The following is a 13,883-nucleotide window of genomic DNA, read 5'->3' on the forward strand; positions in this document are numbered from 1 at the left end:
GGGAGCGGAGAGGGAGAGGGAGAGGGAGAGGGAGAGGGTGAGACGGATGCTGAGAGTCGGTGCGGCTACTCCTCCACAGGCGGGCATGGGGTGGCCGAACGCGCGAATCGTTCACATCCGCGGGTACGCGGCGCGTCAGCCGAGTGGCGTCGTGCCAGCGTGCAGGAGTGCCGCATCACATCACCATCGACCAGGCGGAGCGAGTCGTGCTGACGCGGGAGTCGCTCCAGCGAAGCCGGTGGAAGGATCGGCAGATCGCGCGAGCGCTGACCGACTCCACGCTTCGACGCCTGCAGCGCAACAGATACGTTCTCGGCGCGGAGTGGAATGACCTCTGGCCCGAATCGCGTCACCTGCTCGAGGTCGTCGCCGCCTTCGGCGAGATGCGTGACGGCGACGCGGTGGCGTCGCATGACTCCGGCGCCGCAGTGTGGGCGCTCCCGCTGTACCGCCACGTGCCCTCCGAGGTCCACGTCACGATCCCTGGCGGCAGGCATGTGCCCAGCCGCCTCGGACTCCGTCGCCACACCGACTCATTGCCGAACGAGGACGTCACGACTGTCGACGGCTACCGCGTCACCACATTGGAGCGCACGGCATTCGACCTCGCACGTACCGTGAGCTTCGAGGCTGCTGTCGCGGCGGCCGATGCCGCGCTGCGGCGTTTCGCCTTCGTGAACGGGATCTACGACGTGGATGCCGCACAGCAGTGGCGTGACCGCATGCTTGCGCGCGCGGCACGGGCTGTCGGTGCCCGCGGAGTTCGACAGGCCGTCGAGGTGATCGGCATCGCCGACGGCCGAGCCGAATCTCCGGCGGAGAGCGTCGGCAGAGCCCAGCTGATCCGGCTCGGCTTCCAGCGGATCGGGTTGCAGGTGGTCGTCCGGGGGCCTGACGGCAAACGGTGGTGGATCGACATCGAGATCGAGGACGCGAAAACCTTCCTGGAGGTCGACGGGGCGAGCAAGTACAAGGACGAGGCACTGCGATCCGGGCGCAGCCTCGATGACGTCATCCTCGAAGAGAAGCGGCGCGAAGACTGGATTCGAGGCACGACCCAGCATCGATTCGTTCGCGCCGACGACAAGCACGTCGCGACGCCGGAGGCGCTCGCCGCCAGGCTCGCGGCCTTCGGGATCCGCATCCCGGGCTGAGCTCGTGCGAGCACATGCGGCCCCCGCTCTCGTCGAGGACGTGCGTGCTCGTCGAGACCGTACATCACATGCACCAATGACGTGCGGTCTCGGCGAGACAGCACTGTTTCGACGGGGAGGGGGTGGGGGTGCACCGCGATTTGGCCGAAGGTGCGGCATCCCGTACCCTGGGGGAAGCCGAAGACCGCCGGTCATCGACGTGCGCGCAAGCGTACGAAGATCGAAGCTCTGCATTGCAGGGGCCCGCGCAGGTGTACGAACTTCATTGCTCCGTGCGCTTGCGCCGGAGCTTTTTCTTTGTCGTGAACCGATCGATGACCGGATGCTGAGGCCGACGCCCCGCCATCGTGGAGCGTCTCGTACACACAAGGAGTGGCCATGGCGCAGAAGGAAGCATCGGTCGCCGAGCTCACGAAGAACTTCGAGGACTCGACCGCCGTTCTGCTGACCGAGTACCGCGGTCTGACGGTTGCCCAGCTCAAAGAGCTGCGCAACAGCATTCGTCAGGACGCGGAGTACGCCGTGGTGAAGAACACGCTGACCAAGATCGCCGCGAACAACGCGGGGATCTCGACGCTGGACGAGGACCTCAAGGGTCCCTCGGCCATCGCGTTCGTGCACGGTGACCCGGTCGCCGTCGCGAAGGGTCTGCGTGCCTTCGCCAAGGCACACCCTCTTCTCGTGATCAAGGGCGGCGTCTTCGACGGCAACCCCCTGACCGCAGACGAGGTCAACAAGCTCGCCGACCTCGAGAGCCGTGAAGTCCTGCTGGCGAAGCTCGCCGGTGCGATGAAGGCCTCGCTGTTCGGCGCCGCCTATCTGTTCAACGCTCCGCTGTCGAAGGCCGTTCGCACGGTCGACGCGCTGCGTGAGAAGCAGGAGTCCGCGGCCTGACATCGGGCCCCGGTATAGCAAACCCCAAATCAAGGAGAAACATCATGGCTAAGCTCAGCACCGCAGAGCTGCTCGACGCGTTCAAGGAGCTCACGCTCATCGAGCTGTCGGAGTTCGTCAAGGCGTTCGAGGAGACCTTCGAGGTCACCGCTGCCGCTCCCGTCGCCGTTGCCGCCGCTGGCGCACCGGCCGGTGGCGCGCCCGCCGAAGAGGTCGAGGAGAAGGACTCGTTCGACGTCGTCCTCGAGGCCGCCGGCGACAAGAAGATCCAGGTCATCAAGGTCGTCCGCGAGCTCACCTCGCTCGGCCTGGGTGAGGCGAAGGCCGTCGTCGACGGTGCTCCCAAGGCCGTCCTCGAGGGCGCCAACAAGGAGACCGCCGACAAGGCGAAGGCCGCTCTCGAAGAGGCCGGCGCGACGGTTACCCTCAAGTAATCTCGCCCTTTTCCACGAAGGCCCCGGATGCTGTGCATCCGGGGCCTTCGTCATGTCCGGGCTCCTGACACCGGGCCGAACGGCGCCCGAATGCGAAATCCCTTTCTCACGATCTCGTACCGACGCTGCGTTGATTTTCCGCCAGTACTTGCGCTTTGGCATCCCGTGTGATCATACTGAGAAAGCGCATTCCAGAATGCGCATTCTCACCCATCGATGACGATGACGAAGGGATACGGTGACGATGACGCACCGCCCGAACCCACGGATCCCACTCCGTGGCCGCCCCAGGAGCCGCGGATGAGCGCCGTCGGCGAACTCGGAAAGCTGAAGGCGGCGAAGTCCGACGGCAAGAAGCAGAACAAGGCGGCCTACCTCTTCCTCGCACCGTGGTTCGTCGGACTGGTGCTGATCACGATCGGCCCCATGGTCGCCTCGCTCGGACTGTCGTTCACGAGGTACAACCTGCTGAGTCCGCCCAGCTGGATCGGGTTCGACAACTTCGCCCGGATGTGGACCGACGAGCGCCTGCACAACGCGCTCCAGGTGACCTTCACCTACGTGTTCGTCTCGCTGCCCCTGCAGTTGGCGGCGGCGCTCTTCCTCGCCCTCGTGCTCGACCGCGGGCTGCGGGCCCTGGCCTTCTACCGCTCCGCGTTCTATCTCCCCTCGCTCCTGGGGGCGAGCGTCGCGATCGCGATCCTGTGGCGCCAGATCTTCGGGGTGGACGGCCTCGTGAACCAGGTTCTGGCGGTGTTCGGCATCGATGGCCAGGGTTGGATCTCGAGCCCCGACACCGCCCTCGGCACACTGATGATCCTCAACGTCTGGACGTTCGGGTCGCCGATGGTGATCTTCCTGGCGGGACTGCGCCAGATCCCCACGATGTACTACGAGGCCGCCGACGTCGACGGAGCGAGCCGGCGGCAGCAGCTGTTCCGGATCACCATCCCGCTGCTGACGCCGATCATCTTCTTCAACGCCGTGCTGCAGCTGATCGGCACGTTCCAGTCCTTCACGCAGGCGTACATCGTGTCGGGCGGCACGGGCGGCCCGGTCGACTCGACCCTCTTCTACACCTTGTACCTGTATCAGCAGGGCTTCACGAACTACAACATGGGCTACGCCTCGGCGATGGCGTGGCTGCTGCTGATCATCATCGGCATTCTGACCGTCCTGATGTTCTGGACCTCGAGGTTTTGGGTTTTCTACGATGACCAAGATTGACGACGCCGCCACCGCGTCTCCGCTCGCGACCGAGACCATCGTCACGGGCCGCCCGCCGCGTTCGCCGCGGCGCAACCCCTTTCGCCAGCCCGTGACGAGCGTCGTGCGCCACACGCTCCTCATCGCACTCGCGCTGCTGATGCTCTATCCGGTGATCTGGATGGTCGTCAGCTCGCTGCGACCGAACGACGAGATCTTCCGGGATCCGACGATCATCCCCGACAGCTTCGAGGTATCGAACTACGTCGACGGCTGGAACGCCCTGGCATACCCGTTCAACGTCTACATGTGGAACTCTGCGGTGATCGTGATCGGGTGCATCGTGGGGAACCTCGTGTCGTGCTCGATGGCCGCGTACGCGTTCGCCCGCCTGCACTTCAGCGGCAAGCGGTTCTGGTTCGCGGTGATGCTGCTGAGCATCATGCTCCCCATCCACGTGATCATCGTGCCGCAGTACGTGCTCTTCTCTCAGCTGGGCTGGGTGAATACGTTCCTTCCGCTCATCGTGCCGAAGCTGCTGGCAACGGATGCGTTCTTCATCTTCCTGATGGTGCAGTTCATCCGCGGCATCCCCAAGGAGCTCGACGAAGCGGCGCGCATCGACGGCGCGGGCCATCCGCGCATCTTCCTGCAGATCATCCTGCCGCTGATGATCCCGGCGCTTGCGACGACCGCGATCTTCACCTTCATCTGGACGTGGAACGACTTCTTCTCCCAGCTCATCTTCCTCACGAAGCCCGAGCTCTACACCGTTCCGCTCGCGCTCCGGTCGTTCGAAGACGCCCAGAGCAGCACCAACTACGCCCAGATGTTCGCGATGAGCGTCGTCTCGCTCATCCCGATCTTCCTCATCTTCCTGTTCGGCCAGAAGTTCCTCATCAAGGGGATCGCGACGACCGGGATCAAGTGACGCACGCGTCACGCACCGTTTCGCGGGCCGCCCGGCCCACCCTCATCACAGGCACCAACACCCACACACCGACTTCGGTCGAAAGGATGCAAGACATGCGAAGCACCACAACCGCACCGCGCTGGTTGCTGCTGACCTCCGTCGGCGCAGCGACGATGCTGACCCTGACGGCCTGCGCGGGCGTGACGGAGACGCCCGCCACCGGCCCGACGCTGTCCGACGAGCCCGTCACGCTCAGCTTCACCTGGTGGGGCAACGACGTCCGCCATGGGATCACCGAAGAACTCATCGAGGCCTTCGAGGCCGAGCACGAGAACATCACCATCGAACCGCAGTACACGGACTGGGCGGGGTACTGGGACAAGCTGGCCACCACGGTGGCCGCCGGCGATGCGCCGGACATCATCCAGATGGACGAGAAGCAGTTGTCGACGTACGCGGCCAACGGCGTCCTGCTCGACCTCGGCACGCTGGGTGAAGCTCTCCCCACTGACGACTTCCCCGAGGCGGTGCTCGGCACGGGAGCCCTGGACGGTACGCAGTACGGCATCCCCGTCGGCATCAACACCTATACCTATATGGCGAACCTCGACATTCTCGAGAGCCTCGGCATCGAGGCACCTGATGACGAGATCTGGTCGTGGGAGGACTTCGCCGCGCTCGCCGAGGAGATCACCGCCGCGAGCGGCGGCGCCGTGGTGGGATCGCAGTCGTGGGGCTTCGAAGACGGCGGCCTGAACAACTGGCTGCGTCAGCACGGAGAGTCGCTCTACGCCGAGGACGGCTCACCCGAGGTCACTGCGAGCGAGGAGGTGCTCGCCGAATGGTGGCAGTTCCTGCTCGACGTGACCGAAGCCGGTGGCACACCCGAGCCTGCCGCGACGATCGAGCGCGAGTCGGCGGGCCTTGCCGAGTCGTTCACCGCGACGAACCAGTCCGCGTTCGGGCCGTGGTGGTCCAACCAGGTGGCGGCGCTCCGCGACGCCAGCGGCCAGAACCTCGTCCCGCTGATGGTGCCGACCCCCGACGAGGGCGAAAGTGCGGCGGCGTACTACAAGCCCTCGATGTTCTGGTCGGCCTCGGCCAAGACCGAGCACCCGGCCGAGGTGGCGCTGTTCCTCGACTTCCTGTCGAACAGCGAAGAAGCCGCCGATCTGCTGCTGGCCGAGCGCGGCGTTCCGGCCAACGAAGCGATCCGCGCGTACATCACGCCCAAGCTGGACGAAGTGAACCAGGAAGTCGTGGACTTCCTCGACATGATCGCACCGCGCGTCGGCGACGCGCCGCCGGCCACCCCGCCGGGCGGCGGGGCGATCGAGACGATCATCGACCAGCACACCCAGCGCGTGCTGTTCGGCGAGGTGACTCCCGAGGACGCGGCGGCGAGCTTCATCGCCGAGCTGCAGCAAGCACTCGACGACGCCGCCATCTAGCCGACGACGGGGTCGCGCGCGCCGCTCGCCGCGCGACCCGTCGTCCTCATACCGCGCGGGGCCGGGCCGAAGTGATGAGGGGTCCGGTCCCGGGCGGTCACATCGCGGCCCTTGGGCCCGAGTGTGCTCAGTCACGCCCATGATGGAACAGGGGAGGAGGTCCCGTTGACCGAGGTCACGTCGCGCCCGATCACGATGGCGCAGGTCGCGCAGTACGCCGGTGTCTCGCAGGCTTCGGTGTCGCGCGTGCTGAACGGTGTCGCCACCGTCGACCCCGCGATCGTCGCGAAGGTCACTCGGGCCATCGCCGCGCTGAACTACTCGCCGAGCGAGGCGGCCCGCAGCCTCGTCCGCGGCAGCAGCCACACCATCGCACTCCTGGTGCCCGACCTCGAGAACCCGCTTTTCCAGGGCGTGCTCAAGGGGCTCACGGTGGCGGCGGCGCGCGATGGCTATCGCGTGCTCGTCGCCGACAGCGCCGAAGCCGTCGGCGTCGAGGCCGAGATCGCGAGCGAGGCCCGCAGCAAGTGCGATGCGCTCGTGCTGGTGTCGCCCCGCATGCCGGATGCCGAGCTGCGCGACCTCATCCAGAGGACCACCCCGGTCGTGGTCGTCAACCGCCGTGTCGACGACAGCCCCGCGGCGCAGCTCTCCGTCGACTACGTCTCGGCTGTCAAGGAGCTCGGCGCCCACCTGCGCGGCTTCGGCCACCGCCGCATCGCATACGTCGCCGGGCCGGCCCTGAGCTACGCCAACGAGCAGCGAGCCCAGGGACTGGGCGAGCTCGCCCGCGAGCATCCCGATCTGGAGTTCCTCACCATTTCGGCGGGGTCGAGCATGGAGGCAGGCTACGACGCCGCCGATGCGGTGCTGGAGACCGGCGCGACCGCGGCGATCGCCTTCAACGATCTGGTGGCCCTCGGGCTGCTGTCGCGGCTGCGCGAGGTCGGTGTTGAAGTGCCCGATCAGCTGTCGATCGTCGGGATCGACGACATCCCGCAGTCGCGATTCGCCGCCCCGCCCTTGACGACCATGTCGGTCCCGCGGATCGAGATCGGACGGCAGGCCTGGAACCGCATGCGTCAGGCCCTCGAAGGCGAGAGTGCAGACCACCCGCTGTTCTACCGTCCCGTCTTGATTCCGCGCCGCAGCTCGGGGCCGGCCTCGCACGCCAGCGGATGGGTGGGTCCTGCCCGTCCGGTGCTGCGGCTCGGGTCGACCGTCGTGGCACAGTACGAGGAGGGCGCCACCGTCGACTCGGTGCTGTCGCCGCGACCGTTCCTCGACAGCGTCGTCTCGCGCGCGGGCACGCCGTTGTCGGTGACCGAGCCGACGGACCATCCCCATCACCTCGGCGTGAGCCTGGCGATCCCCGACGTCAACGGCACGTCGTACTGGGGCGGGCGCACCTACGTGCGCGGCGAAGGCTCGATCATGGTGCCCAACCACGGTAGGCAGCGCCGGGACCGACTCCACATCGAGGGGCATTCGCTCGACGAGCGCCTCAGCTGGGTCGACGAGCACGGAACGACGCAGCTGGTGGAGGTGCGCGAGCTGCGTTCCGCCGAGCTCGCCAACGGCTGGGCGCTGCGGTGGCGCAGCCGGCTCAAGGCCACCCTGGATGCCATCAGCTTCGGTTCGCCGGCCACGAACGGTCGCGAGGGCGCCGGCTATGGCGGCATCTTCTGGCGCTTCGCGCCCGAGATCGCACGCGTCTTCAGCCCGGCAGGCGACACCGAGCGCGACGTGCACGGTGCCGCCACTCCGTGGCTGGCGTTCGCGTTCCCCGATAGAGGCACCACCACGGTGCTGGTGCAGGGGGAGGAGCAGCTGCCTTGGTTCGTGCGGTTCGCGGAGTATCTCGGCGCGGGCCCATCCATCGCGTGGGAAACGCCGCGCACGATCCCCGAGGGCGGTGAGCTCGCCCTCGAGCTGACCGCGTTCGTCCTCGACGATGAGCTCGCCGATGCCGCCGCCGTGGAGGCGGTGCTTGCAGACCTGCGCGCCGAGGCGGGACTGTGAGCGAACGCCTGCGGGTCGGCGTCGCCGGCGTGCACGGCCACGGACGCAGTCACGTCGACGCCGTTCTCGCGATGCCCGCCGACGTGGAGCTCGTCGCCGTCGCCGACCCCCGGGGCGGCGGCGACGTCCCAGCCGGCACGCGTGTGTTCGGCGATGCCGCGCAGATGATCGACGAGGCGGCGCTCGACATCGCCGTGCTGAGCACGCCCATCCCGACCCACACCGAGCTGGCGCTGCAGGCTCTCGCCGTCGGCGCCCACGTCCTCCTCGAGAAGCCGCCGGTGCCGTCGGTCGCCGACCACGTGAGACTCTCGAGGGCAGCGGATGCCGCGTCCCGCGCCGTCCAGGTGGGGTTCCAGTCGCTGGGGAGCGCCGGTGTGCCGGCGACGGCCGAGGCCGCGTCATCCGGCGCCATCGGCGAAATCATCCACTTCGGCGCGGTCGGACTGTGGTCGCGGTCGGAGCAGTACTGGCGCCGGGCGGCGTGGGCGGGCCATCGGGTGAAGGATGGCCGGCTCGTCGCGGACGGCGTGGTCACGAATCCGCTGGCGCATGCCGTGGCGACAGCGCTCGCGATCGCCGGCGCGCACGCGCCCGAAGAGGTCATCGCCATCGACGCCGACCTGCGCCGTGCGAACGACATCGAGACCGACGACACATCCTCGGTCGTGATCGAGCTGCGGGGCGGACTGCGCGTGGCCGCAGGGCTGGCGGTGACGGCCCCCCGGCGCCACGAGCCCTATGTCCTGGTGCGGGGCACCCGCGGGCACCTCGTCTACCACTACACCGCCGACACCCTGCACGTGTTCCGCGATGGTGCGCCGCTGCCGCGGACGTACGAATTCCCGCGCACCGGCCTGCTCGCCGATCTCGTCTCGCATATCCGCGCGGGGACGCCGCTCTTGGCGCCGCTGTCGCGCACCGGCGCCTTCACCCGCGTCCTCGAAACGATCGTCGCCGGGCCCGCCGCCGCGAGGATCGATCCCGGAATGGTCAGTATCGCCACGACCGGCGACGAGACCTTCCGCACCGTGAACGGCATCGAGGATGCCGCGGAGCGCGTGGCATGGGAGGGCCGGACCTTCCGCGACCTCGGCGTGCTCTGACCCTTCAGGGCCGGTGGCCCACGCCGACGATCGCCGAGGCCGCGTCGTCCACCGACGCGGTGGAGTTGCGCACCACGAGGGGCGATGCCTCGTACATGCGATGCGTCGGCGCTCCCGGATCGTCCAGCTGCCACATCAGCAGCTGCACGGCGGCGCGGCCCTGCTGATGGGGACGCTGCTGCAGCGTGGTGAGTGAGAACATCTCGGCGTAGGCGTGGTCGTCGATTCCGACGACGCTCAGGCGCTCGGGCACGCGTATGCCGAGCCGGCGAGCGGCGATGATCGTCCCCACGGCGACCTCGTCGCAGACCGCCACGATCGCGGTGGGACGGGTGCGGCGATCGCCGAGCAGATCGACGGCCGCGCCGTAGCCGCCCGGCAGCGTCACTTCGGACTGGACGTGGCGGGCGGATGCCTCGAGTCCGGCCTCGCGCATCGCCGCGAGGTAGCCGTCGCGGCGGCGCCCATCGCCGAAGCTGGTGCGCCGCCCATCGGGGTCGCCACCGAGGAACGTGATAGCGCGGTGGCCGAGCCCGATGAGGTGATCGGTCGCGATGCGTCCGGCCGCCTCGTCGTCGATGGAGACCGCGTTGGTGCCGGCGTCGTAGCCGCCGACGCTCACGACGGGCTTGCCGAAGGCGACCAGGCGCTCGAGCTCTCGCGCGTTGGGCTCTATGCCCACCGCGATCAGCCCGTCGAATCGCTTGCGGGCGAGGAAGTGCTCGAACATCTGCCGCCGCGCGGCGGACTCCGGCGGAGCCCCGTACAGGGCGAGGTCGTACTGCCGCTCCACCAGTGCGTCCTGGATGCCCTCGAGCACCTGCGCGAAGAACCACCGGTCGAGCGAGGGCATCACGACCCCGACGGTCTGCGTGCGACCCGTCACCAGGCTCACGGCGCTCGTGGTGGGGACGTAGCCCAGCGAGGCAGCGGCATCCTGAACCCGCGCACGTGTCGCCTGCGAGACGTACCCGGCGCCGGTCAGGGCGCGGGATGCCGTCGACTTGGACACGCCCGCCAGGCGCGCCACGTCGGCGATCCCCGCCATCGGGTCCTCCTCGCATACCGCGGACGCCACCGTCGCTCGGATGAATGGAACCGGTTCCAGCGCCCATTGTGCCGTGCGGTTCGGTGCGTCGCTACCCCGAATCCGCTGTTTACCGAGTTGTGATCCAAGAAGATTGTGTCGCTCTCGCCCATCCCCTACCGTGAGTATGGAATCGGTTCCCGAAGGAACGCGCGGAGGCCGGACGGACGCTCCGCGAACTCGATGAGGAGGACGCATGAAGATTCGCAGACGCGGTCGCATTCTGACGGCCGTGGCAGGGATGGGCATCGCGACCCTGGCGCTTGCCGGCTGCACCGGCGACATGGAGGAGGGCGGCGAGGACGTCGACTGCGCGGACTACGAGCAGTACGGCACCTTCGAAGACGCCTCCGTCACGATCGGCGGGACGATCCTCGATCTCGAGGCCGATCGCCTGGTGGAGTCCTGGAGCGACTTCGCCCAGTGCACCGGGATCGAGATCGACTACCAGGGCTCGAGCGAGTTCGAGGCGCAGATCGCGGTCCTCGCAGAGGGCGGCAACGCCCCCGACATCGGCATCGTGCCGCAGCCCGGTCTTCTGGCGCGGCTCGCCGATGGTGGCTGGCTCATTCCGGCGTCCGAGGCGGTCGAGGCGAACGTCGACGAGTTCTGGTCGGAAGACTGGAAGACCTACGGAACGTACGACGGAACCTTCTACGCGGCTCCGCTGATGGCGAGCATCAAGGGGTACGTCTGGTACTCGCCGACAGAGTTCGAGGAGAACGGCTGGGACATTCCCGCCACGCTCGACGAGCTGATGGCCCTCTCCGAGGAGATCGCCGCAGCCGGCGACCACAAGCCATGGTGCGTCGGCCTCGAGTCCGGTGAGGCGACCGGCTGGCCCGGCACGGACTGGATCGAGGACTACATGCTCCGCCTGCATGGTCCTGAGGTTTACGACCAATGGGTCACGCACGAGATCCCCTTCAACGACCCGAGGGTCGTCGAGGCGTTCGACGCGGTCGGTGAGTATCTCAAGAACGAAGAGATGGTCAACGGCGGAATCGGCGACGTGTCGACCCAGATCAGCGAGGCTTTCCAGACCGCTGGTCTGCCGATCCTCGACGGAGAGTGCTCGCTGCACCACCAGGCGTCGTTCTACGAAACGTTCTGGAACCCCGAGGGCGGCGACGAGGTGACGGTGGCCTCCAACGGGGACATCTTCGGCTTCCTGCTTCCGCCGGTCAACGCCGACGACCCGCTCTCGGTCACCGGCGGCGGCGAGTTCCCCGTCGCGTTCCGCGACGCCGAAGAGGTCGAGGCGGTGCGCGCCTACCTGTCGAGCGACACCTGGGCCAACAACCGGGTGAGCCTGGGCGGCGTCATCAGCGCCAACACAGGCGTGGACCCCGAGAATGCGTCGAGCGAGCTGCTCGTCCAGTCGATCGAGATCCTGCAAGATCCCGAGACGACGTTCCGTTTCGACGGATCGGACCTCATGCCCGGCGCCGTGGGTGCCGCGTCGTTCTGGCAGGGCATCGTCGAGTGGGTCAGCGGGCAGCAGACGCAGACGGTCGTCGACCAGATCGAGAGCAGCTGGCCCGCCAGCTAGCCGAGGTCTCACCTCCTGGGGCGGGCAGCGCCCGCCCCAGGACCGGTCTCCTGTGCCGCGCCGCGGCGTGAGTTCTCGAAGACGAGGAAGAAGGGGCGAGCGATGACAACCGGTGATCTCGTCGGGAAGATCCTCCAAGTGGTGATGGGCCTCGTGGTCTTCGCCGCGATCGTGGGGGTGCTGATCCTGCTGATGGGTCGCTCCCCCAAGAAGGGGCGCGACTACTGGCAGCTGACCTGGTTCCTGCTGCCCGCCCTCGTGCTGCTCGCCATCGGACTGGTGTGGCCGGCGATACGGACGACGGGCCTGGCGTTCCTCGACAACGCCGGCAACTTCAGCTGGGAGAACTTCGCGTGGATGTTCACCCAGCCCGCGGCGATCCGCACGCTGATCAACACCGTCGTGTGGGTGCTGCTGGTTCCCACCTTCTCCACCGCGCTGGGCCTGGCGTATGCCGTCTGGATCGACAAGTCCCGGGGTGAGCGCTACTACAAGGCGCTGGTGTTCATGCCGATGGCCATCTCCTTCGTGGGCGCCGGCATCATCTGGCGCTTCGTCTACGAGTACCGCTCCGGTGAGCGTGACCAGATCGGCCTGCTCAACGCGCTGGTGGTGGCCTTCGGCGGCGACCCGGTGCAGTGGATGCAGACCGATCCCATCAACACCGTCCTGCTCATCGTCGTGATGATCTGGATCCAGACCGGATTCGCGATGGTGGTGCTCAGCGCCGCCATCAAGGGGATCCCGACCGAGCAGATCGAGGCGGCCATGCTCGACGGCACGAATCCCTGGCAGCGGTTCCGAAACGTCACGGTTCCCGGCATCCGTGGGTCGCTGGTCGTCGTGCTGACCACGATCTCGATTGCGACTCTGAAGGTCTTCGACATCGTCCGCACCATGACCGGCGGAAACTTCAACACCAGCGTCGTGGCCAACGAGATGTACGTGCAGGCCTTCCGCGCCAGCGAGATCGGCAGAGGATCGGCGCTCGCGGTGATCCTGTTCATCCTCGTGCTGCCGATCGTCATCTACAACGTCAATGTGCTCCGCAAGCAGAGGGAGATCCGATGAGCAGCGTGGCTCCCGTCGACCTTCCCGTCGACAAGGATCAAGACACCTACCAGGAAGCGATCGCCGGAACCAAGGGCGGGCGGGCGAAGAAGCGCCTGACGTCTCGGACGGCCACGGTCGCCGCGCTGATCATCGCGGTGCTGTGGACGATCCCGACGTTCGGTCTGCTGATCTCGTCGTTCCGGCCGGCGGAGCTGATCCAGACCACCGGCTGGTGGACGATCTTCCAGAACCCCGGCTTCACGCTCGACAACTACCGCGACGTGCTGTTCTCGCCGTCGCAGTCGTCGCCGCAGCTGGGCGCCTACTTCGTCAATTCGCTCGCGATCGCCATCCCCGCGACGATCTTCCCGCTCGTCTTCGCGTCGATGGCCGCCTACGCCTTCGCGTGGATCCGGTTCCGCGGCTCGGGGTGGCTGTTCGTCTTCATCTTCGCGCTGCAGATCGTGCCGATTCAGATGGCTCTCGTGCCGCTGCTGCAGACGTTCGCGATCTGGCTCCGACCGGGGCAGGAATGGATTCATGAAGTCATCCCCGTCATCCCGGTGCAGAACTATCTGCCGCTGTGGATCGCGCACACCATTTTCGCGCTGCCGCTGACGATCTTCCTGCTGCACAACTTCATCTCCGAGATTCCCGGCGATGTCATCGAGGCCGCCCGCGTTGACGGGGCCAGCCATACCCAGATCTTCCTGCGGATCATCCTCCCGCTCGCGACGCCGGCGATCGCGTCGGTCGCGATCTTCCAGTTCCTGTGGGTATGGAACGATCTGCTCGTCGCGCTCATCTTCTCCGGCGGCACGCAAGACGTGGCACCACTCACCCAGCGATTGGCCGAGATGGTCGGCTCTCGTGGGCAGGACTGGCAACGCCTGACGGCGGGCGCGTTCGTGTCGCTGATCGTGCCGCTGATCGTGTTCTTCTCGCTCCAGCGCTACTTCGTGCGAGGCCTGCTCGCCGGCAGTACGAAGGGATGAGCTTCGTCATCCGACG

The 13,883-nt window shown here is 67.3% G+C and carries 12 protein-coding genes; 11 read left to right on the forward strand and 1 reads right to left on the reverse strand.

The window, feature by feature from the left end; all coding sequences use genetic code 11:
• The first annotated feature begins 167 nt into the window (after positions 1-167).
• The 8 genes from K0817_RS07320 to K0817_RS07355 all read left to right on the forward strand — a co-directional run bounded on the left by K0817_RS07320 (position 168) and on the right by K0817_RS07355 (position 9,180).
• Entirely contained in the window at positions 168-1,154 is a 987-nt protein-coding gene (locus K0817_RS07320; RefSeq protein ID WP_219980705.1) for a hypothetical protein, read from the forward strand.
• A 378-nt stretch (positions 1,155-1,532) separates the two neighbouring features.
• Positions 1,533-2,048 (forward strand): 50S ribosomal protein L10, encoded by a 516-nt coding sequence (gene rplJ / locus K0817_RS07325; protein WP_219980706.1) that lies wholly within the window; start codon positions 1,533-1,535, stop codon positions 2,046-2,048.
• A 44-nt stretch (positions 2,049-2,092) separates the two neighbouring features.
• Positions 2,093-2,482 carry a 50S ribosomal protein L7/L12 gene (rplL, locus tag K0817_RS07330; protein WP_168911381.1) on the forward strand — a complete coding sequence of 130 codons (390 nt, stop codon included), beginning with the start codon at positions 2,093-2,095 and terminating at the stop codon, positions 2,480-2,482.
• A 300-nt stretch (positions 2,483-2,782) separates the two neighbouring features.
• Positions 2,783-3,709 (forward strand): carbohydrate ABC transporter permease, encoded by a 927-nt coding sequence (locus tag K0817_RS07335; RefSeq protein WP_219980707.1) that lies wholly within the window; start codon positions 2,783-2,785, stop codon positions 3,707-3,709.
• On the forward strand, positions 3,696-4,619 hold the full coding sequence (locus tag K0817_RS07340; RefSeq protein ID WP_219980708.1) for a carbohydrate ABC transporter permease: 924 nt from the start codon (positions 3,696-3,698) through the stop codon (positions 4,617-4,619). Before K0817_RS07335 ends, K0817_RS07340 begins: the two co-directional genes overlap by 14 nt.
• 95 nt (positions 4,620-4,714) lie before the next feature.
• Complete coding sequence (locus tag K0817_RS07345) at positions 4,715-6,052, forward strand: ABC transporter substrate-binding protein (RefSeq protein ID WP_219980709.1); 1,338 nt, start codon at positions 4,715-4,717, stop codon at positions 6,050-6,052.
• Positions 6,053-6,217: 165 nt separating this feature from the next.
• Complete coding sequence (locus tag K0817_RS07350) at positions 6,218-8,074, forward strand: DUF6807 family protein (RefSeq protein WP_219980710.1); 1,857 nt, start codon at positions 6,218-6,220, stop codon at positions 8,072-8,074.
• Positions 8,071-9,180 carry a Gfo/Idh/MocA family protein gene (locus K0817_RS07355; protein ID WP_219980711.1) on the forward strand — a complete coding sequence of 370 codons (1,110 nt, stop codon included), beginning with the start codon at positions 8,071-8,073 and terminating at the stop codon, positions 9,178-9,180. The genes K0817_RS07350 and K0817_RS07355 overlap by 4 nt, the downstream gene beginning before the upstream one ends.
• A 4-nt stretch (positions 9,181-9,184) precedes the next feature.
• Here the strand turns inward: K0817_RS07355 and K0817_RS07360 are convergent, their stop codons facing one another.
• On the reverse strand, positions 9,185-10,228 hold the full coding sequence (locus K0817_RS07360; RefSeq protein WP_219980712.1) for a LacI family DNA-binding transcriptional regulator: 1,044 nt from the start codon (positions 10,226-10,228) through the stop codon (positions 9,185-9,187).
• Positions 10,229-10,463: 235 nt separating this feature from the next.
• On the opposite strand from K0817_RS07360, the gene K0817_RS07365 reads away from it, so the two are divergent.
• From K0817_RS07365 to K0817_RS07375, 3 genes are all read left to right on the forward strand, one after another.
• Positions 10,464-11,819 carry an ABC transporter substrate-binding protein gene (locus K0817_RS07365; protein ID WP_219980713.1) on the forward strand — a complete coding sequence of 452 codons (1,356 nt, stop codon included), beginning with the start codon at positions 10,464-10,466 and terminating at the stop codon, positions 11,817-11,819.
• A gap of 102 nt (positions 11,820-11,921) precedes the next feature.
• Entirely contained in the window at positions 11,922-12,890 is a 969-nt protein-coding gene (locus tag K0817_RS07370) for a carbohydrate ABC transporter permease (RefSeq protein ID WP_219980714.1), read from the forward strand.
• Positions 12,887-13,867 (forward strand): carbohydrate ABC transporter permease, encoded by a 981-nt coding sequence (locus K0817_RS07375; RefSeq protein ID WP_219980715.1) that lies wholly within the window; start codon positions 12,887-12,889, stop codon positions 13,865-13,867. The genes K0817_RS07370 and K0817_RS07375 overlap by 4 nt, the downstream gene beginning before the upstream one ends.
• Positions 13,868-13,883: the final 16 nt, after the last annotated feature.

It is taken from the genome of Microbacterium sp. HD4P20, assembly GCF_019449275.2.
GTDB lineage: Bacteria > Actinomycetota > Actinomycetes > Actinomycetales > Microbacteriaceae > Microbacterium.

Excerpts from the sequence above, each read along its gene's own strand:
- K0817_RS07370 (WP_219980714.1), top strand. The coding sequence starts at position 11,922 with ATGACAACCGGTGATCTCGTCGGGAAGATCCTCCAAGTGGTGATGGGC.
- K0817_RS07335 (WP_219980707.1), top strand. The coding sequence starts at position 2,783 with ATGAGCGCCGTCGGCGAACTCGGAAAGCTGAAGGCGGCGAAGTCCGAC.
- K0817_RS07375 (WP_219980715.1), top strand. The coding sequence starts at position 12,887 with ATGAGCAGCGTGGCTCCCGTCGACCTTCCCGTCGACAAGGATCAAGAC.
- rplJ (WP_219980706.1), top strand. The coding sequence starts at position 1,533 with ATGGCGCAGAAGGAAGCATCGGTCGCCGAGCTCACGAAGAACTTCGAG.
- rplL (WP_168911381.1), top strand. The coding sequence starts at position 2,093 with ATGGCTAAGCTCAGCACCGCAGAGCTGCTCGACGCGTTCAAGGAGCTC.
- K0817_RS07340 (WP_219980708.1), top strand. The coding sequence starts at position 3,696 with ATGACCAAGATTGACGACGCCGCCACCGCGTCTCCGCTCGCGACCGAG.
- K0817_RS07345 (WP_219980709.1), top strand. The coding sequence starts at position 4,715 with ATGCGAAGCACCACAACCGCACCGCGCTGGTTGCTGCTGACCTCCGTC.
- K0817_RS07360 (WP_219980712.1), bottom strand. The coding sequence starts at position 10,228 with ATGGCGGGGATCGCCGACGTGGCGCGCCTGGCGGGCGTGTCCAAGTCG.
- K0817_RS07365 (WP_219980713.1), top strand. The coding sequence starts at position 10,464 with ATGAAGATTCGCAGACGCGGTCGCATTCTGACGGCCGTGGCAGGGATG.